General features: G+C 66.3%; 15 protein-coding genes. 5 read left to right on the forward strand and 10 right to left on the reverse strand.

What is annotated here, in order from left to right; translation table 11 throughout:
* Positions 1-73: 73 nt before the first annotated feature.
* The 8 genes from LJ656_RS33060 to LJ656_RS33095 all read right to left on the reverse strand — a co-directional run bounded on the left by LJ656_RS33060 (position 74) and on the right by LJ656_RS33095 (position 10375).
* The gene (locus LJ656_RS33060) at positions 74-3661 is read right to left on the reverse strand and encodes an indolepyruvate ferredoxin oxidoreductase family protein (RefSeq protein WP_230513650.1); all 3588 of its coding nucleotides are present in this window, start codon (positions 3659-3661) and stop codon (positions 74-76) included.
* Positions 3662-3963: 302 nt separating this feature from the next.
* On the reverse strand, positions 3964-4977 hold the full coding sequence (locus LJ656_RS33065; RefSeq protein WP_230513651.1) for an ion channel: 1014 nt from the start codon (positions 4975-4977) through the stop codon (positions 3964-3966).
* A 116-nt stretch (positions 4978-5093) separates the two neighbouring features.
* Positions 5094-5339: a hypothetical protein gene (locus LJ656_RS33070; protein WP_230513652.1), complete on the reverse strand. Its 246-nt coding sequence runs from the start codon at positions 5337-5339 to the stop codon at positions 5094-5096.
* 113 nt (positions 5340-5452) lie between these two features.
* A complete protein-coding gene (locus tag LJ656_RS33075; protein ID WP_230513653.1) occupies positions 5453-5680 on the reverse strand; it encodes a hypothetical protein in 228 nt (75 codons plus the stop codon).
* 84 nt (positions 5681-5764) lie between these two features.
* A complete protein-coding gene (locus LJ656_RS33080; protein ID WP_230513690.1) occupies positions 5765-6673 on the reverse strand; it encodes a carbohydrate kinase family protein in 909 nt (302 codons plus the stop codon).
* Positions 6673-7995, reverse strand: a complete 1323-nt coding sequence (locus LJ656_RS33085) for an AGE family epimerase/isomerase (protein WP_230513654.1) — start codon at positions 7993-7995, stop codon at positions 6673-6675. Before LJ656_RS33085 ends, LJ656_RS33080 begins: the two co-directional genes overlap by 1 nt.
* Positions 7992-8978, reverse strand: coding sequence for a LacI family DNA-binding transcriptional regulator (locus LJ656_RS33090; RefSeq protein WP_230513655.1), 987 nt, complete (start codon positions 8976-8978; stop codon positions 7992-7994). The genes LJ656_RS33085 and LJ656_RS33090 overlap by 4 nt, the downstream gene beginning before the upstream one ends.
* A 371-nt stretch (positions 8979-9349) precedes the next feature.
* Complete coding sequence (locus LJ656_RS33095) at positions 9350-10375, reverse strand: bile acid:sodium symporter family protein (RefSeq protein WP_230513656.1); 1026 nt, start codon at positions 10373-10375, stop codon at positions 9350-9352.
* A 601-nt stretch (positions 10376-10976) separates the two neighbouring features.
* On the opposite strand from LJ656_RS33095, the gene LJ656_RS33100 reads away from it, so the two are divergent.
* From LJ656_RS33100 to icmF, 4 genes are all read left to right on the forward strand, one after another.
* Positions 10977-11528, forward strand: coding sequence for a hypothetical protein (locus LJ656_RS33100; protein WP_230513691.1), 552 nt, complete (start codon positions 10977-10979; stop codon positions 11526-11528).
* A 494-nt stretch (positions 11529-12022) separates the two neighbouring features.
* On the forward strand, positions 12023-13108 hold the full coding sequence (locus LJ656_RS33105; protein WP_230513657.1) for a porin: 1086 nt from the start codon (positions 12023-12025) through the stop codon (positions 13106-13108).
* Between the two features lie 238 nt (positions 13109-13346).
* A complete protein-coding gene (locus LJ656_RS33110) occupies positions 13347-14279 on the forward strand; it encodes a LysR family transcriptional regulator (protein ID WP_230513658.1) in 933 nt (310 codons plus the stop codon).
* 77 nt (positions 14280-14356) lie between these two features.
* Positions 14357-17704, forward strand: a complete 3348-nt coding sequence (gene icmF / locus LJ656_RS33115) for a fused isobutyryl-CoA mutase/GTPase IcmF (protein ID WP_230513659.1) — start codon at positions 14357-14359, stop codon at positions 17702-17704.
* Between the two features lie 132 nt (positions 17705-17836).
* Here icmF and LJ656_RS33120 read toward each other — a convergent pair whose 3' ends face one another.
* Positions 17837-18796 (reverse strand): NAD(P)H-dependent flavin oxidoreductase, encoded by a 960-nt coding sequence (locus LJ656_RS33120; RefSeq protein WP_230513660.1) that lies wholly within the window; start codon positions 18794-18796, stop codon positions 17837-17839.
* A 325-nt stretch (positions 18797-19121) separates the two neighbouring features.
* Between LJ656_RS33120 and LJ656_RS33125 the strand changes: the two genes are divergently transcribed.
* A complete protein-coding gene (locus LJ656_RS33125; RefSeq protein WP_230513661.1) occupies positions 19122-20012 on the forward strand; it encodes an alpha/beta fold hydrolase in 891 nt (296 codons plus the stop codon).
* A 97-nt stretch (positions 20013-20109) separates the two neighbouring features.
* Here LJ656_RS33125 and LJ656_RS33130 read toward each other — a convergent pair whose 3' ends face one another.
* Complete coding sequence (locus tag LJ656_RS33130) at positions 20110-20580, reverse strand: Lrp/AsnC family transcriptional regulator (RefSeq protein WP_230513662.1); 471 nt, start codon at positions 20578-20580, stop codon at positions 20110-20112.
* Positions 20581-20614 lie beyond the last annotated feature (34 nt).

Raw genomic sequence — 20614 nt, forward strand, 5'->3', positions numbered from 1 at the left:
AAAAGCCGCTTCGGCCCTGAATCGAAGCGGCTTTTTCATCGCCACGCCGCGCGAGTCAACCGCGCATCGTGAGTTACTTCGCGACCACCACTGGAATCCCGCGCAACTGCCCGGCGCCCTTCATCTGTTCCAGCGATTGTTTCACCGCCGCGCCGGTCGCCGCGTCGATCCGCAAGCGTGCCGCGAGATCGCGTTCGCCGCGCTTCACGCCCGCCAGATTCGCGAGCTTCACGTGCCCATAGCCGCGCACCCGCGCATACAGTTCCGCGAGCTTCGCGACATCGTCGAGGTTGTCCCCCTCGAGCCGTTCGAGCGCGCGCGTCAGCGTGGTTTCGTAATCGCTCGCCAGTTCTCGTTCCATCTTGCGTTCGAGCGTGCGGCCGAACGGATCGAGCGGCGTGCCGCGCAGAGCGCGCCACCTGGCGAGCACGCCCAGCACTGGCCACAGCCACTGACCGAAGGTTTTCTTCTTCGGCGCCGCGCCGTGCTGCGCGCGCGTGAGCGCCGGCGGCGCGAGGTTGAAGCGGATCGTGAAGTCCTTGCCCGCCGTGCCTTCGAATTGCGCTTCGAGCGCGTCGCGGAACGCGGCATCGGTATGCAGACGCGCGACTTCGTATTCGTCCTTCACCGCGAGCAGTTTGTAGAACGTCGTCGCGACCGCGCGGGTTACGCGCTCGCTGTTTGCATCGACCGCTGCTTCCGCGCGTCGCGTCGCGTCGACCAGTGCGCGATAACGCGTCACATAAGCCGCGCCGCCATAGGCCAGCAGCCTGGCTTCGCGATGCGCGATCAGTTCGTCGAGCGTATCGACGCGCAGCGCGGGCTGCACCGTATGACGCGTCTGCCACAGCGATTCGAGCGCGGCGGGCGCGGCGGCGGCCATCCGGCCGATCGAAAACGCCAGCTGATTCATCTGCACGGCGACGTTATTCAGTTCGATCGCGCGCATCAGCGCCGCGAACGACACCGGCACCAGACCCAACTGCCACGCAAAGCCGAGCATCAGAATGTTCGCGCCGATCGTGTCGCCCAGAAATCGCGTCGCCAGCGCCTGCGCGTCGCAGGTCGACATCCGCTCTTCGCCGGCCGCGTGACGCATCTTGTCGAGCAGCGCGTCGGCATGCAGCGTCGCATCCGGGTTCTGCACGAAGCTCGCGTTCGGAATCGCATGCGTGTTGACGACGATCCGGGTGCGGCCATGCCGGACCGTCTGCAACGCATCGGCGCTCGCGCCGACCACCATGTCGCAGGCGAGCAGCACGTCGGCCTGCTGTGTGTCGATGCGCACCTGGTTCAGCCATTCGTCGCGCGCGGCGAAGCGCACGAACGACAGCACCGAACCGCCTTTCTGCGCGAAGCCCATGAAGTCGAGCACCGACGCGCTCTTGCCTTCCAGATGCGCGGCCATGCTGATCAGCGCGCCGACCGTGACGACGCCGGTGCCGCCGACGCCGGTCACGAGAATGTCGTACGGCGCGGCATCGAGTTGCGTGGCCGGCAGCGGCAGGCCGGCAACGTGGGCGGCGAGTGCCTGCGGATCGAACGCGGCGCCGGCGGCCTTCTTCAGCTTGCCGCCTGCGACGGTGACGAAGCTCGGGCAAAAGCCGTTCACGCACGAGTAGTCCTTGTTGCAGGACGACTGATCGATGCGGCGCTTGCGGCCCAACGCGGTTTCCACCGGTTCGACCGACAGGCAGTTCGACTGCACCCCGCAATCGCCGCAGCCTTCGCAGACTTCCTCGTTGATAAAGAGACGCTTGTCCGGATCGGGGAATTCGCCTTTCTTGCGACGGCGCCGCTTTTCGGCCGCGCAGGTCTGATCGTAGATCAGCACGGTCACACCGTCGGTGTCGCGCAATTGGCGCTGCACCGTGTCCATTTCGCTGCGGTGATGGAAGGTCGTGCCTTGCGGAAACAGGCCGTGATGGCCGTCGTATTTTTCCGGCTCGTCGCTGACCACGACGAAGCGCGACACGCCTTCCGCTTCCACCTGACGCGCGATCTGCGGCACCGAGATGCTGCCGTCGACCGGCTGGCCGCCGGTCATCGCGACCGCGTCGTTGTAGAGAATCTTGTAGGTGATCGTCGCCTTCGCGGCGACCGCCTGGCGGATCGCCAGAATGCCGGAGTGGAAGTAGGTGCCGTCGCCCAGGTTCTGGAACACGTGACGCGTTTTCGTGAACATCGAATGCGACGCCCAGTCGACTCCTTCGCCGCCCATCTGGATCAGGCCGGTGGTGTCGCGCTCCATCCACGACGCCATGAAGTGGCAGCCGATGCCGGCCTGCGCGATCGAACCGTCCGGCACTTTGGTCGACGTGTTGTGCGGGCAGCCGGAGCAGAAGTACGGCGTGCGCTTCACGCTGTCGGCCGCGTTCGACAGGATTTGCGGCGCGACCAGATCGACCACGCGTTCACGGCGGTCGAGCGCGGGTTTGTGCTTCGCGAGCCAGTTCGCGAACACCGGCAGGATGCGCGACGGCCGCAGCTCGCCGAGATCGGACAGCAGCAGCGTGCCGTCAGTGTCGTGCTTGCCGATCACGGCCGGGCGCGCACCTTGAGTGCGGTTGTACAGGTAGTCCTTGATCTGCTGTTCGATCACCGGGCCTTTCTCCTCGATGACCAGGACTTCCGATAGCCCGGCGACGAACGCATCGATGCGCGTCATTTCGAGCGGGAACGACAGCCCGACCTTGTAGATGCGCACGCCGGCCGCGTCGAGATCGGCGACCGTCAGATCGAGCCGGCGCAGCGCCTCCATCAGATCCAGATGCGCCTTGCCGCAGGTGACGATGCCGACGTTCGCGTGCGGGCTCGGCGCGATCCATTTGTCGATGCTGTTGGTGCGCGCGAAGCGGCGCACCGCGTCGAGCTTCGCATGCAGGCGCGCTTCGATCGTCAGGCTCGGCAGATCGGGCCAGCGGTTGTGCAGGCCCCCTGCGGGTGCTTCGAAATCCTCAGGAACGGTCCACTCGGTGTGCAGCGCGTCGAGATCGACGGTCGAGCCCGATTCGACGGTCTCCGAGATCGCCTTGTAGCCGACCCATGCGCCGCAGAAGCGCGACAGCGCCCAGCCGTACAGGCCGAATTCGAGCATGTCGGCGATGTTCGACGGATTCACCACCGGCATGTGCCACGACATCATCGCGAAGTCGCTCTGATGCGGCATCGACGACGACACGCAGCCGTGATCGTCGCCGGCCACCACCAGCACGCCGCCATGCGGCGACGAGCCGTACGCGTTGCCGTGCTTGAGCGCATCGCCGGCGCGGTCGACGCCCGGGCCCTTGCCGTACCACATCGCGAACACGCCTTCGACGGTGCGTTCCGGATCGGCCTCGACGCGCTGCGTGCCGAGCACCGCGGTGCCGCCCAGTTCTTCGTTGATCGCCGGCAGAAAGCGCACGTCGCTCGCGGCGAGCAGTTTCTTCGCTTTCCATAACTGCTGGTCGACCATGCCGAGCGGCGAGCCGCGATAGCCGCTGATGAAGCCGGCGGTGTTCAGCCCGCGCGCCTGGTCGAGCGCGCGCTGCATCAGCGGCAGGCGCACGAGCGCCTGGGTGCCGGTCAGGAAGATGCGGCCGCGCGTCGCGGTGAGATTGTCGGACAGCCGGTAGTCGGCGAGAGCGGGCGTGCCGTCGATGGGCAGGCGGGCGGTCATGGGGAGTCTCTCCAATGTTCTTTATATCCGCGCGCGGGTGGTGGGGGCACCAAGGCGACATCGCGGAAGAGACTCTATTTTTTAGCGCGCCGTGGAGAGGAATTTTTCTTCTTTAATCGGCCGCTGACGAATGCGCGCGACGAGCCGCGCGTTTTACCGCGCTTTTGAGCCGGATTTGCCACGCGGCGGCGCGCTTCGGGTATCCCCTGGGGTATTCCTGGCTGTCCGATGCATCTGCGCCGCGCCCTTCGCGGCGGGCGCGCGAAGTGTTCATTCAGTTACGCTAAGCGTCGTTCGTATCGTCAGCGCCGCGCCGCGCCGCGCGCGACCACGCCCGGATCGAGCGGCGCCGCATCGAGCGGCACGATCTCGTCGAAATGCGCGTAGTCGATATGGCTGACGCCGTCGCGCTCGCTCATGATGTCGACGAAACGGTACTGCCAGAAAATCTCCTCGCAGGTCCACATATAGCGCGCCTGCATCGTCTGCGACGTCGATTCGTCGATCCCTTCGAGCGTCAGCAGCAGCGACAGGCCGCTGCCCTTCAGCGTTTGCGCGTTCTCGCCGAACAGCGGACTGCTTTCGTCGATCACGTGCATCAGCACCCAGCCGAGCTTGAACACCGGATGCTGGTCGCGCACCAGCGTGAGGTCGTAGAGCTTGCGCAGCGTATAGCCTTCGACGGAGGTTTCCTCGCGCAGAATGCGCAGCCGCGCGCGGGCTTCGGCGATCACGTTCTGCCGCGCGTTGGCCGCGCGCACCATCAGCGTCATGCGGCCGTCGATCGGCCGGATCACCGCGTAGCGCGCGAACATGATCTTCGCGTGCGGACGCGAGAAGCGCGCGAAGATCAGCCCGGTCGCCAACGCGATTCCCGACATGCCGACGAAGATCTCGAGCGTCGCGATCGCGTGCGCGTAGAAGGTCTGCGGATGCATGTCGCCGTAGCCGACGGTCGCGAGCGTTTCGACGCTGAAGAAAAACGCGCCGGGAAAGCCGGCCGGAAACTGATTGGCGATCGGCGCGCTGCCGAGCATGTAGAGGCCCGCGAACAGCGCGTTCAGCAGCAGGAACAGCACCGCCAGCGACACGAAAAACACCGGCCAGCGCACGCCGAGCGCGCGGTGATACAGGTCTTGCCAGAGCGGGGTCGGCATTCCGTGCGCGATGACGACGCGATCGTCCAGACGCATTTCACGGCTGCCGCGCGCGCGCCGCGGCGCAGCGCTGGCGCCGGTGGCATCGCTGGTACCGGTGGTATGGGTGGCGCCGGTGGCGGTAGGCGTCGCAACACGGTCGGACGATTCGCTGGCCATCGCGGCGCTCGGGAAGATAAAAGGGGGACAGCGTAGCACGGTGGCCGGCGCCGGCGCGTTAAGCGCCCTCGGCGCACGGCGCGGGCACGCGCCCGTCGATCCTCACCCCTCACCGCTCACGGAAACGCATGCGGCTTCGGAATTCCCGCGCCATGGTCGATATCGTCGACCGCCTGACGATGCGCGCTCGCGACCGCCTCGGCCTCGTCCGCGTAACCGGCGTCCCCGCCGACCGTGGTCCACGGCTTCACCGCTTTGTCGCGCTGACGGATTTCGTATTCCGCGTCCCAGCGTGCGCCGTTCAGTTCGAGCGGGCGCACGTGGATCGAATACACGCCGTGTTGGAACAGTTGTTCATCCATGATCGCCTCCACAGCCGGGCGCTCCGGCTGATCCGGCAGCGGCGCAGTAGCCGCCGCCCGCTTCGGCGCACGCGCGGGCATGCAAACCTGCCGCGCGCCGCGCATCGCCCGGCCTACAGTTCGAGTTCCCCGAGGATACGATGGGCGAGCGCTTTGGCTTCTTCGAGCGCTTCTAGCGGCGTCGACGACGTCGCTTCGACTTCATAGACGGTGGTTTCCGGATCGGTGCCTTCGCCTTCGTCGCGTGCGAGGGTGACGATGCCTTGCCAGGTATCCTGGCCGACGTCCCTGATCGATGCAGTGGCGGTGTACAGCCCTTTGGTGTAGGTGACGTCTTCCATGGCCTCGCTCCTTTTCGCAAGGGAATGAGTGTTCATCCTAGCACCGCGGTGCGGATTCGGCTGAGCGCGACAGCGGCGACCGCGTTACAGCAGCGCGACCACTTCATCGAGCGTCGGCGCATGCGCGCCCGCATGCCCGCAGGCCGCCGCGCCGGCCGCCAGCGCGAACGCCAGATGCTCGGCCCACGTGCGCTGCGGCGCGCTCATCAGACTGAACAGCAGACCGCCGATCGACGCATCGCCGGCGCCGACCGTGTCGACCACCTCGACGCGCGGCGGCTTCGCCTCGATCAGCGCGGCGCCGTCGATCAGCAGCGCGGTCTCCGGCCCGCGCGTGACCAGCACGGTGGCGGCCGGATTCAGCGCGCGCAGTTGCGCGAGCGCGGCGGCTTCGTCGTCGGTCTTGAAGATCAGGCGCAGGTCTTCGTCGGAGACCTTGATCAGGTCCGCGAGCGCGGCCATCTTGCGCAGCGTCGGCTCGTAGCCGTGCTCCATCAGATTGCGATAGTTCGGATCGAAGCTGATCTTCACGCCCTGCGCGCGCAGCTGCGCGGCGAGCGCCGCGAGCGTGTCGCCGAGTGGCTGGCGCACGAGGCTGATGCAGCCGAAGTGGGCCCACTTCACGTGCTCGATCCAGCCGGCCGGCAGCCGGGCCGGATCGAACGCGAGATCGGCGCCGTTCTCGCCCATGAAGAAGTACGCGGGCGGATGGGTCCGATGGACGATCGCGAGCAGCGGCGGCCGCTCGACGCGCTGCAGGAAGCGCATATCGAGACCGGCGGCGACGCTCGCGTCCCACAGTTCGTCGGAGAAATTATCGACGCCGAGCGAGCCGGCGCAGGCGGTCGGCAGCCCGAGCCGCGCGACGCAGCGCGCGACGTTCCAGCCGGCGCCGCCCGGGCGCGACAGCCACTGCGACGCGCCGCTGCGCACGAGGTCGGTGAGGATGTCGCCGGCGGAGACGAAAACGGGGAGGTCGGTGGCCGCGCTCATCATGCTTTCTCCGCTGGGGTCGCGGCCGGGTTCGCCGCTGCATTGGTCGCATCGGCGCCGGCGGACGCCGCGCCCGCCTCATCGCCGAGCGCATGGGCGAGCACTTCGTAGCACGCGCCCATCGTGTGATAGTCGGTCTTGCCGGCCGGGCTCTTTTCGTCGCTGTACTTGCGGTTGTCGCAAGTGAGGATTCGATACCACGCGCCGTACTTGTGATCGACGAAGTGCGCCCAGCAATAGCGCCAGATCTCGTCGTACCAGTCCCAGAAGCGCTCGTTGCCGGTGCGCTTGCCGAGCAGTGCGGCGGTCGCGAAGGTTTCGGCCTGCACCCAGAAGTACTTGTCGTGATCGCACACGGTGCCGTCCGGGCCGAAGCCGTAGTAGAGGCCGCCGTGATCTTCGTCCCACGCGTGGGTCATCGCCGCGTCGAACAGTTCGATCGCGCGCGGCAGCAGCCACGGCAGCGGCCGGAAGCGTTCGAGAATCAGCAGCAGCTTCGCCCACTCGGTCTGATGGCCGGGCTGGAAGCCCCACGGCCGGAAGATGTTCGAGCTGTCTTCCTCGTTGTAATGCCAGTCGACCGACCAGTCCGCGTGAAAGTGCTCCCACACGAGCCCTTGCGACAGCTTCGCCTGACGCAGCGTGATGTTGGTCGCGACCCGTTCCGCGCGGTCGAGATAGACCAGATGGCCGGTCGCCTCGTGCGCGGCGAGCAGCGCTTCGGTCGTGTGCATGTTCGCGTTCTGGCCGCGATACGAGCTGACCCGCCATTCGGCCGATGCATCGTCCGCATAGAGGCCGGCGGCCGGGTCCCAGAAGCGGTGCTCCATCAGCTCGAAGGTCGCGCCGATCATCGGCTTCGCTTCCTCGATGCCGGCCATCGCCGCATGCGAGTACGCGAGCAGCACGAACGCGAGGCCGTAGCAGTGGCGGGTCGCGTCGAGCGTGCGCTTCTTGCCGTCGCGCCATTCGAGTTCCCAGTCGTAGCCCTCGTGCTGCGCGTCCCAATGGGCGTCGCGCAAAAAGCGCAGGCCGTGGCGCGCGTACTCGAGATGTTTGGGATCGCCGAACTGGCGATACGCCATCGCGTAGTTGAACACGTAGCGGCAACTGCTCACCAGATGGCGCGTGGTGCGGTCGTAGATCGAGCCGTCGTCGCGGAAGAAGTGGAAGAAGCCGCCGCTCGGGTCGAACACGTTCGGCGCGTAAAAGCGCAGCGTGTCCTCGATGTGGCCGAGCAGGAAGTCGCGGCTGCGGAAGCTGGCGACGGGCGGAGCCTTCGCGGCGTCGCCGGAAGGGTGCAGCGGAGCGGATTGCGTCATGGCGTTTTCACCAAAGTACTGGCACGGGCAACGAGTTGAACGGGCAAGCGGACTTCGAGTTCGGCGGGCGCTTCTTCGAGCAGCAGTTCGACGCCGCGGCGGCCGAGCGCGTCCTTGTCGACGGCGATCGTCGACAGCGGCGGGGTGGCGTGGGCGGCGGCGGGGATGTCGTCGAAACCGATGATCGCGATGTCGTCGGGCACCCGCAGGCCGCGCGCGAGGCACACGCGCAGCGCGGCGAGGGCGGCCGCGTCGTTGAACGCGAACACCGCGTCGGGGGCCGGGCCGGGCGCGTCGAGCAGACGCTGCATCGCGCGCGCGGCGCCGGTGTCGGGGTCGAGGCCGGCGTCGATCGTCACTTCGAGCGACGGGTCGAACAGCAGCCCCGCTTCGAAGAACGCGCGCCGGTAGCCGAGCGCGCGCTCGGCGATGCTGAAATGCGCGAGTGAGCCGCCGATGAACGCGACCCGCTTGCGCCCCTGTTCGAACAGATGGCGCATCGCGAGGCGCGCGCCGGCGGCGTTGTCGAGATTCACCGAGCGCAGGCCCGGCGACCACAGGTCGATCAGCACCAGCGGGCGCTGCATCGCGACCAGCGTGGCGAGCGTCTCGGGCTCGACGAAGCCGGCGATCGCGACCGCGTCGGGCGCATGCAGGCGCATCTGGTGGATCACGTCCTCGGTCGGACCGGCGGTCAGCACCGACGGCACGATGCCGCGCTCGCGGCAGGCGTCCTCCACGCCGTGCAGCACGTGCGAGAAGAACGGGCTGGCCGCGAAATTGTTGTGCTGACGATGCAGCAGGAAGGTCAGGCGGCGGATGCGCGGACGCAGTTGTGCCGGGTCGTAGCCGAGCTGACGCGCGGCTTCGACCACGCGCTCGCGGGTGGCCTCCGAGAGGCCGGGCTGGTTTTTCAGCGCGCGCGACACGGTGCCGATCGAAACGCTGGCCGCGCGGGCGACGTCGCGGATGGTTGTAGCCATCGAGTCAGACTGCCGCGCGGGGCGCGGCCTTCGCAGTTCAGGTTCGGGCGATTGTATAGTAAAACGCCGGACAAACAGCTTCATAAAGCCAGCTTAGACACCGGTAAATACCCGTATTTGATGGGCTTTCAGGTCAATTTGTTGTTTAGTAAAAGGTGCTAAACAATGTCCGAAAAGCAGGGACCGGCAGCGGTCAGCAATCGTCCTATCCCATCCGGCCGAGGCGACAGCGGCGCCGTTTGCGCGTGAAATAACCTCCATGTCGACGCGCGGCCCAAAAGAAAAAAGCCGCGCGAGGCGGCTTCTTTCACTCGGACAAACGACGCTCAGGGAGGGCGCTTATGGATGTCCTGTTGACAGCGCGGGACGTGTCAGCGCCGCGCGACCGCGGCGGCCGGGCGCGTGGCGCCGCTCCCGCTCTCGCCGCTGGTGTCGCGCGCGCCCCAGCGCTGTGCGAGCGCGGCGCACACCATCAGCTGGATCTGGTGGAACAGCATCAGCGGCAGCACGATCGCGCCGACCGCGTGCGCGGCGAAGATCACCTTGGCCATCGGCACGCCGGCGGCGAGGCTCTTTTTCGAGCCGCAGAAGATGATCGTGATCTGGTCCGCGCGGTTGAAGCCGAGCCGCTTGCTGACGAACATCGTCACGGCCAGCGCCACCGCGAGCAGCACCGCGCTCACCACCACGAGGCCGCCGAGCGCGGACAGGGGAATGGTGTGCCACAGGCCTTCGTTGACCGCCTCGCTGAACGCGCCGTAGACGACCAGCAGGATCGAGCCCTGGTCGACGAACTTCAGCACGCCGCGGTTGCGCTCGATCCACTTGCCGATCAGCGGACGCAGCAACTGGCCGGCAATGAACGGCACCAGCAGTTGCAGCACGATGTTGCCGATCGTGTGCCACGGCGAGGTGCCGCCGCTCGCCGCCTGATTCGTGACGATCAGGCTGACGAGCGCTGGGGTCACGAAGATGCCGAGCAGACTCGACGCGGACGCGCTGCATACCGCGGCGGGCACGTTGCCCTTGGCAATGGACGTGAACGCGATCGACGACTGGACCGTCGACGGCAGCGTGCAGAGGAAGAGGACCCCGGCGTAGAGCGACGGCGTCACAAGGGGCGAAAGAACCGGTTTAAGCGCGAGTCCGAGCAGCGGAAACAGCGCGAACGTGCTCAGCAGCACCACCAGATGAAGCCGCCAGTGCGTCGCGCCCGCAATGATCGCTTCGCGTGAGAGCTTGGCTCCGTGCAGAAAGAACAGCAGGCCGACCGCGATGTTGGTCACCCAGTTGAAGCCCACCGCGGCTTGTCCGTGCACCGGCAGCAGGCTGGCGAGGATCACGGTGCCGATCAGGCACAGGGTGAAGTTATCGGGCAGGTATTTCGGTCGGGCCATAGCGGAATCTCGATTCGATGACGCGGAACTAGCACGGGGCGGGCCTGGCGGGCGCCCGGGCCGTTGATGGAAAGCGGCTATTGTTGTCGAAAATCGATTGAATAGGCAAATTCATTTACTGAATCGATTAATGAATGCCGCGCATTGGAGCACGCGCGGGGCGCGGTTAGCTCGGCCTTCCGACGCGCTTGCGGGTAAGTGCAGCATTCAGTATTGGCGACGGTTACGCGTGGGGCCAGCCCGCTATTGATGCCTCCAACTCGAACGGTGGTTTTTACGCATTTTGCGCAGTCGCTCCTAAGCGGCGCGCGGGCTCGCCCACAAGCCGTTCCGGGCGCTTCGCGCGAGCGCCACACGCCGCGTCGCGCAAGGCCTCTGTCGTAGAAAAACGTCGCAGTAACAAGGTGTTACATCCGCCGACGCGGCATAACACTTTTTGGCTCGACACCCTCTGCCGACGCCCATAAATTACCGTTCAATGGCCGCAGGGATACCCGGCGCCGCGACAGCAGCGCGGCACTTTTTACTTCAGTCCCGCTACAGGTCCATCGCAGCTCGAACGGTGGATTTCAGGCAAGTCTTCGGGCGTGAGAGTCACAAGGTGGACGGGTTGTCGAGAACGAGGCACTGGGCGTGGGGCGCGGTCATCGCCGTACTGTGTTCGTTCGCCTATGCAAAAGGGGCGGGCGTGCCGCACGGCGGCGGTGGCGCATATGCGCGCGGCGGCGCGGACCGCGCGACGCACATGCCGGCGCACGCGCAAATGCGTGGCGGCGGTCCTTATGGCGCAATGGCGGCCCAGTGGGGTTTGCGTGATCCGCTGGCCGGTCGTGACCCGCGTTCCCTGCGCGGCGGCGGTATCGCCGAAGCGACCTACAGTTACGGCTTCAACGGTTCGAAATCGGGTGTGCGGCGGGTCGGTGAGCCGTCCGGCCGTGCCGGCGAGCGCGGCCGGATGCAATACCCGGGAGTCATCACGCCGGTCAGCGCCGAGACGCGTCCGGTGCCGCGCTCGCAGCAGAACGTGCCGATGCGCAACGGCTCGATCCGCGCCGACGTCGCCCGTTATAACGAAGAGCGCGGCCCCGGCCGCGCGTTCCAGCGGCCGAACGACGATCCGCGCCAGCCCGAAGGCTCGCCATACCGCAATTAGCTCAAGCCGGTGTACCGCGAAGCCGTGCCCGCTTCGCGACCGCGCTTCGCTTTTCTCCCTTCGCTCTCCTGAGCTGTCGGATTTCCCCAATCTGACGTATCGACACCACACTTTTTTGAAAAACGCTCGGCATCGCAGTACCCGCCGGCGTTAAATCCTGGCATTCTGCCGCGTCGCATCATCGGCCCTGTTTCGAGTCGTCTCTGCGCTGGTCCGCGTGAGGTTCGCGCGGGGTTCGAGGCTTGGCGGCGCGTTCGCGCAGCCGCCGGATGCCCGCCTCCCGTTTTCGCAAGCGCGCATATCAGGCCGATAACCGGCGAATCTATTCAGATCGATATACCCGCAATAAGCAGCGATATTTTTGTTCATAAAAATGATCCGCAAAGATGACCAGGCCCAGATTGGCTCGGCCGTCGACCGGATAACAACAATGGTTAGCGCGAGCACCCCCTTTTCGCACAGCCACACCCTTTTGACAAAGCATTGGAGATCCCATGAATAAAAGCCTCAGCAGCGCGCTGAAGTTCACCCTGAAGGCCGGCGCGTACGCGGCCGTTCTGGCCGGCGCGTCGTCGGCGTTCGCGCAGTCGAGCGTGCAGCTCTATGGCCAGGTCGACGAATGGGTCGGCTCGCAGAAATTCCCGGGCGGTAAGACGGCGGTGGTCGTCTCCGGCGGCGGCATGTCGACCTCGTACTGGGGCTTCAAGGGAACGGAGGATCTCGGCAACGGCTATAAGGCGATCTTCCGGCTCGAAGGCTTCTTCCGTGCGCAGACCGGCTCGTATGGCCGCTTCGACGGCGACACCACGTTCTCGCGCAACGCCTACGTCGGCATCGAGGCGCCGTGGGGCACGGTGACGGCCGGCCGTCTGACGACGCCGCTGTTCGTGTCGACGATCCTGTTCAATCCGTTCATCGATTCGTACGTGTTCTCGCCGATGGTCACGCACACGTACCTGGGCCTCGGCACCTTCCCGACCTACACGACCGACCAGGGCGTGACCGGCGATTCGGGCTGGAACAACGCGGTGTCGTATTCGTCGCCGAACTTCAACGGGCTGTCGGCGACCGCGATGTACGCGCTCGGCAACACCACGCAGAACGGCGCGAAGAAGTGGAGCGGCCAGGTGCTGTATTTCCACGGCCCGTTCGCGGCGACCGCGGTGTACCAGTACGTGAACTTCAACAACACCCCGGGCGACCTCGGCAGCTTCGAGACCTCCGGCGTGCCGGGTCTGCGCAGCCAGAGCGTCGCGCAGGCGGGCGTGTCGTACGACCTGAAGTTCGTCAAGCTGTACGGTCAGTACATGTACACGTACAACAACCAGCAGGTCACCAGCTGGCATGTGAATACCGGGCAGGGCGGCGTGACCGTGCCGTTCGGGCCGGGGTCGGTGATGGCGTCGTACGCGTACTCGCGCAACAGCGGCGGCCTGAACCAGACCCGTCAGACCGCGGCGCTCGGTTACGACTACCCGCTGTCGAAGCGCACCGATGTGTACGCCGCGTACATGTTCGACAAGTTCACCGGCCAGTCGAGCGGCAATACGTACGGCGCGGGGCTGCGCGCGAAGTTCTAAGCGCGGCGGCTGCCCCGGCCGCTTGTCAGACTTTGACCGCGAGGCCCGCGCTCCTTTGCCTGGAGCGCGGGCTTTGTCGTTTCTGGCGGGCGCTCGTCCCGCATTCAGCGCGCGTTCGTTCGCGACGCGCGCGGCTCGGCGATTCCGCGCGCACTCACCCGCTCGCCACACTTTGCTCACCGTATCTTGATAAACCCGGCAAAATGGCGGCGATTGATTCCCCCAGCGAGCGATCGAGATGGATACCCTCGTCAGCATGAAAGTGTTTCGTCACGTGGTCGAGGCCGGCAGCTTCGTCGGCGCGGCGGAGCGGATGGAGATGTCGGCCGCGATGGCGAGCAAGCACGTAATGCATCTCGAACAGCAGCTCGGCGCGCGGCTGCTCAACCGCACCACGCGCCGGGTCGCGCCGACCGAGGCGGGCCGCGAATACTACGAGCGGCTCAGCCAGGCGCTCACCGAGCTCGACGAAGCCGGCCAGGCGGTCGGTGCGGCGAGCGTGGTGCCGCAGGGGCGGCTGCGGGTGTCGTCGCTGTCGGCGTTCGGGCTCAATCACGTGATGGCCGCGGTCGCCGACTACGCCGCGCAGTATCCGCAGGTCACCGTCGACATGACGCTGTCCGACCGGGTCGTCGAGCTGATCGACGAGGGCTTCGACGTGGCGATCCGCGCGTCACCGGGCGGGCTGAAGTCGTCGTCGCTGATCGCGCGGCAGATCGCGACCGCGCACCTCGTGCTGTGCGCGTCGCCTGCTTATTTGCGCCGGCACGGCGCGCCGAAGAGCGTCGCCGATCTGGCGCGGCACAACTATCTGCAATACGCGGGCGTGTCGGCGCTGGAGGTCGCGACCGGCGATGCGTCGTCGCGCGTGCGGCTGTCGGGCAATCTGATCGTCAACCAGCTCGAAGCGCTGCGGGTGGTCGTGCTGCACGGCGCGGGCATCGCGGTGCTGGGCACCGAGGTGATCGGCAGCGATCTCGCCGAGGGGCGGCTCGTGCCGCTGCTGGTCGACGAAGTGCCGCCGCGCGAGCTGCCGATTCACGTGATGTACACGAGCCGGCGGCATCTGTCGGCGAAGGTGCGCTCGTTCGTCGATTTTCTGGCGGCGCGTTTTGCGAACGAGGCGCTGTGGCCGTCGCTGGAGCAGATCAAGGCGTTGGCGGCGCGCTAGCCCACCCTCACTGCCGCCATACCCCATTTAGCTATACTGATCGGCAACACCCATCAGCTAGATGAACTGGGGGAGACATGACCGATCTGTCCACGCCGCAGCGCGCCGGCAGCCACGAGCTGCCCGCCGGGCGGCGTCTGCGTTTCGTCACCGCCGCCGCATTGTTCGACGGCCACGACGCGTCGATCAACATCATGCGGCGCATCCTGCAGGCGAGCGGCGTCGAGGTGATCCACCTCGGCCATAACCGCTCGGTCGCCGAAGTCGCGGCCGCCGCGCTCGACGAGGACGCCGACGGCGTCGCCGTGTCGAGCTACCAGGGCGGCCACAACGAATATTTCCGTTACCTGGTCGAGTTGCTGCGCGCCGGCGGCGGCGAGCGCATCAAGGTGTTCGGCGGCGGGGGCGGCGTGATCGTTCCCGAGGAGATCGCCGCGCTCGAACGCGATGGCGTCGAGAAAATCTATTCGCCGCACGACGGTCAGCGGCTGGGCCTGCAAGGGATGATCGACGACATGATCGCGCGCTGCGTCGAAGGCGCGCGCGCGGCCGAAGCGGCGCGGCCCGCGCCGGTTGATGCATGGCTCGGCGAACTGGCCGCGCAACGTTCGACACCGCCCACCACGGCCACCTTCCGGCGCCTCGCGCAACTGATCAGCGCGTTCGAAACCGGCACGGCCGATTCCGCGTCGCGCGACCGGCTCTCGGCCATCACGCAAAGCGCGCAAGTCCCGATCCTCGGCGTCACCGGCACCGGCGGCGCCGGCAAATCTTCACTGACCGACGAGCTGATCCGCCGCTTTCGCCTCGACTACGGCGACACGCTGACGATCGCGGTGCTCGCGATCGACCCGTCGCGCCGCAAATCCGGCGGCGCGCTGCTCGGCGACCGCATCCGCATGAACGCGATCGGCGAGTGGGGTAACGGCGCGCACGGCGGCGCCCGCGTCTACATGCGCTCGATGGCCACCCGCGAGGCATCGAGCGAAGTGTCCGCGTCGTTGCCCGACGCGCTGCGCCTGTGCAAGGCGGCCGGCTTCGATCTGATCGTGGTCGAAACCTCGGGGATCGGTCAGGGCGACGCGGCGATCGTGCCGTTCGTCGATGAATCGCTGTACGTGATGACGCCCGAGTTCGGCGCCGCGAGTCAGCTCGAAAAGATCGACATGCTCGATTTCGCGAGCTTCGTCGCGATCAACAAGTTCGACCGCAACGGTGCGCAGGACGCGCTGCGCGACGTCGCCAAGCAGGTGCAGCGCAATCGCGCGCAGTTCGCGACGCCGCCCGAAGCGATGCCGGTATTCGGCACGATCGCGTCGCGCTTTAACGACGATGGCGTGACCGCGCTGTACCGGCACATCGCCGCCGCGCTGCGCCGCCACGGTCTGCGCGACGGCGGCGGCCGGCTCGGCGCGGCCGACGGCCTGCGCTTTTCGAGCAACCTGCACGCGATCGTGCCGCCTGCGCGGGTCCGCTATCTGGCCGACATCGCGCAGACGCTGCGCGGCTATCGCGAGCGGGCCGACGCGCAGGCGCGCATCGCGCGCGAGCGCTGGCAACTGGGCGAAGCGCGCCGGATGCTGGCCGAAACGAACAGCGCAGCCGCGGACCAACTGAGCTGCCTCGACACACTGATCGAACAACGCAACACCGCACTCGGCGAGCGCGAGCGCGAGCTGCTCGACGCATGGCCGCAAACGGTCGCCGCGTATTCCGGCACCGAACACGTGGTGCGAATCCGCGACCGCGAAATCCGCACCGCGCTGGCGGTAACCACGCTGTCCGGTTCCGAGGTCCGCAAAGTTTCGCTGCCGAAATTCGTCGATCACGGCGAAATCCTGCGCTGGCTGATGCTCGACAATCTGCCCGGCTATTTCCCGTTCACCGCCGGCGTGTTTCCGTTTCGCCGCGAGAACGAAGACCCGACGCGGATGTTCGCGGGCGAGGGCGATCCGCAACGCACCAACCGCCGCTTCAAGCTGCTGTCCGACGGGATGCCGGCCAAGCGTCTGTCCACCGCATTCGATTCGGTGACGCTGTACGGCGAGGAGCCGCACGAGCGCCCCGATATCTACGGCAAGGTCGGCAACTCCGGCGTGTCGATCGCGACGCTCGACGACATGAAGACGCTGTACGACGGCTTCGACCTGTGCTCGCCGGAAACCTCGGTATCGATGACGATCAACGGCCCCGCGCCGACCATCCTCGCGATGTTCTTCAACGTCGCGATCGATCAGCAGATCGCACTGAAGGAACAGCAACAAGGCCGCCCGCTCACCGCCGATGAACTCGCGCAAACCCGCCGCGCCGCGCTCGAAAACGTGCGCGGCACCGTGCAGGCCGACATTCTTAAGGAGGACCAGGGACAAAACACCTGCATCTTCTCGACCGAATTCAGCCTGAAAGTAATGGGCGATATTCAGGCGTATTTCGTCGAGCACGGTGTGCGCAATTTCTATTCGGTGTCGATCTCCGGCTATCACATCGCCGAGGCCGGCGCGAACCCGATTTCGCAGCTCGCGTACACGCTCGCGAACGGCTTCACCTACGTCGAGGCGTATCTGGCGCGCGGCATGTCGATCGACGACTTCGCGCCGAACCTGTCGTTCTTCTTCTCGAATGGGATGGACCCGGAATACACGGTGCTCGGCCGCGTCGCGCGCCGCATCTGGGCGGTCGCGATGCGCGAGCGTTACGGTGCGAACGAGCGCAGCCAGAAGCTGAAGTACCACGTGCAAACGTCGGGCCGCAGCCTGCACGCGCAGGAGATCGATTTCAACGACATCCGCACCACGCTACAGGCGTTGATCGCGATCTACGACAACTGCAACTCGCTGCACACCAATGCATTCGACGAAGCGATCACGACGCCGACCGAGGAATCGGTGCGCCGCGCGGTCGCGATCCAGTTGATCATCAATCGCGAGTGGGGACTGGCGAAGAACCAGAATCCGAATCAGGGCAGCTTCGTGATCGACGAGTTGACCGATCTGGTCGAGGCCGCGGTGCTCGCCGAGTTCGACCGGCTGACCGAGCGCGGCGGCGTGCTCGGCGCGATGGAAACCGGGTATCAGCGCGGGCGGATTCAGGACGAGTCGATGCTGTACGAGCATCGCAAGCATGACGGCTCGTATCCGATCGTCGGCGTGAATACGTTTTTGAGCGCGCATCCGCACGAGGCGCCGCGGCCGCTGGTGCTGGCCCGTTCGACCGACGAGGAAAAGCGCAGTCAGCTGACGCGGCTGCGCGAGTTTCAGTCGAAGCACCGCGATGCCGCGCCGGCCGCGTTGGAGCGCCTGAAGCGCGCGGTGATCGACGACGCCAATGTGTTCGAGGTGCTGATGGACGCGGTGCGCGTGTGTTCGCTCGGGCAGATCACGCACGCGCTGTTCGAGGTGGGCGGGCAGTACCGGCGCAATATGTAGTGCCGGTGCAAGCGGGCGAGTGCAAGCGGGCGGGTGGCGCGACTCCTCGCGCCCCGGTCTTTTCAAGCGCGAATGACGCGGCTCGTGGCATGTGTATCGCGCCGCGAGCCGCCTCAGCGCTTCAATCACGCGTCAGCGCGCAATTCCCAGCCGCGCCTTCGCGTCGTCGTATTCCTTCTTGAGCCGCTGCACGAGTTCGGCGACGCTCGGCACGTCGTCCATCAGGCCGACGCCCTGGCCCGCGCCCCAGATGTCCTTCCACGCCTTCGCCTTGTCGCTGCCGAAATTCATCTTGCTCTTGTCCGATTCGGGGAGCGCGTCCGGATCGAGCCCGGCGTTCAGAATGCTCTCGCGGATGTAGTTGCCGTGCACGCCGGTAAACAGGTTCGTGTAGATGATGTCCGCGGACTTCGAGTTGATGATCGCCTGCTTGTACGCGTCGACCGCGTGCGCCTCTTTGGTCGCGATGAAGCGCGTGCCCATGTACGCGAGGTCCGCGCCCATCGCCTGCGCGGCAAGAATCGAGCCGCCGTTCGCGATCGAGCCGGACAGCACGATCGGGCCGTCGAACACGCGGCGCACTTCGCCGACCAGCGCGAACGGCGAGGTCGTGCCCGCATGGCCGCCGGCGCCCGACGCCACCAGAATCAGCCCGTCTACACCGGCTTCGAGCGCCTTTTGCGCGTGGCGCAGATTGATCACGTCGTGCAGCACGATGCCGCCGTAGCTGTGCACCGCATCGACGATCTCGCGCGCCGGCGCGCGCAGGCTGGTGATGAAGATCGGCACCTTGTGTTCGACGCACATGCGCACGTCCTGCTCGAGCCGCGCGTTCGACTGATGGACGATCTGATTGACCGCGATCGGGCCGATCACCGCGTCGGGGTTCGCCGCCTTGTGCTCGGCGAGCTGCCGCTGGATCTGCGTGAGCCACTCGTCGAGCAACTCGGCCGGGCGCGCGTTCAGCGCCGGGAACGAACCGACGATACCGGCCTTGCACTGGGCCAGCACGAGTTCGGGATAACTGACGATGAACATCGGTGAAGCGACGACGGGCAACGCGAGATTTTGCAGTACGGCGGGCAATGCCATGTTGAGTGTCTCCAGTGTCGTTATGAAGCGGCCGATACGATGCGCGCGAGCGGTGTAAGCGGTTGGCGTTCGATGAGTTTAGCGGCACCCGCCCGGCGGCGGGTTCGGCTTTCGCAAAGCCTGCCAGCGCAAAACCGAGAGGCGAATGCGGCCGCAATAAAGAACGATCGTTCGATTATATGCGAAGCAAATTGCACGTGCGTAACTGGGCGTTGGGAACAGTTGAAGGAGTGTTCAGGTTCTATGCATGCGTGGGTTAACCCACCTCGCGCGGACATATAGGGCTTCTACAATGCACAAACCTTCAAACGACCAACGAGACGTCATGGCCTTCGAGAACTTCTCGCCCTTTCGCGTCGCCGTTGGCGATGTCGATATTTTCGGAGTGAAGGGCGGTGCGGGGCCGCCTCTGTTGCTGCTGCACGGCCATCCGCAATCGCACCTGATCTGGGCGCGCAGCGCGGCGCCGCTCGCGCAGCACTTCACGGTGATCGCCACCGATCTGCGCGGCTACGGCGCGTCGGGCAAACCGGCGAGCGACCCGAGCCACGCTCCTTATTCGAAGCGCACGATGGCCGCCGATCAGGTCGCGGTGATGCGCGAACTCGGCTTCGAGCGCTTCCTCGTGTGCGCGCACGATCGCGGCGCGCGCGTCGCGCACCGGATGGCGCTCGATCACGCCGATGCGGTCGAGCGTTTGATGCTGCTCGACATCGCGCCGACGCTCGCGATGTACGAAGCCACCGACCGCGCGTTCGCGACGCATTACTTCCACTGGTTCTTCCTGATCCAGCCCGAGCCGTTGCCGGAGACGCTGATCGGCGCGAATCCGGCCGCGTATGTCGATGCGGTGATGGGCGGCCGCCACGCGGGGCTCGCGCCGTTCGAGCCGGCCGCGCTCGACGCGTATCGCGCGGCGCTCGCGCAACCGGGCGCGGTGCACGCGATGTGCGAGGACTACCGCGCGTCGGCGAGCATCGACCTCGAACACGACCGCGCCGATATCGAGCGCGGCAACAAGATCGGTTGTCCGCTGCGGGTGTTGTGGGGCGAGAAGGGCGTGATCGAGAAATGCTTCGATGCGCTCGCCGAATGGCGGCACGTCGCGCGCGATGTGAGCGGGCGCGCGTTGCCGTGCGGGCACTATCTGCCGGAGGAAGCGCCGGACGAACTGGTCGCCGAGATGCTGTCGTTTTTCGAGGCGGTTGAACGCTGAGGGAATGGCCGCGTCATGCGGCCGTTGCAACCCGGGGCCGTTGCGCGCAGCCCTCATCACTCAGGCCGCGCACGGCGGCCTTCCAATTCATTGTTCTTTATCCCAACGGCGGCAAGCGCCGCGCAACCGGCGTCGACTTGACGATCGCGGTGCTGGTTTCCGCGCGCTCGGTCACCTTCGCCAGAATCTCGTCCAGCTGCTCGATCGAATGCAGATATAGCCGGCAGATAAAGCAATCGTCGCCGGTGACCTTGTCGCATTCGACGAATTCCGGAATGCGCCGGATCACGTCCTCCACCAGATGCAGCTGACCCGGCAGCGGCTTCACGCGCACGATCGCCTGCAACGTGTAGCCGAGCGCGTGCGGGTCGATCTGCACGGTGAAGCGTTCGATCACCTGTTGCGCTTCGAGCCGCCGCACGCGCTCGGCGGTGCTCGGCGCCGATAGCCCGACCTGGCGCGCGAGTTCGCTGACCGGCTGGCGCGCGTCCTCGGCGAGCGCGGCGAGCAGCGCGCGGTCGGTTTCGTCGAGCGCGACGGGGGCGGGCGATACAACGCGTTTGCTCATGATGGCCTTCGTTTATTAGGTGAAAAGGCGGCAA

Origin of the sequence: Paraburkholderia sejongensis, assembly GCF_020880815.1 — a bacterium.
In the GTDB taxonomy this organism is placed as follows: domain Bacteria; phylum Pseudomonadota; class Gammaproteobacteria; order Burkholderiales; family Burkholderiaceae; genus Paraburkholderia; species Paraburkholderia sejongensis.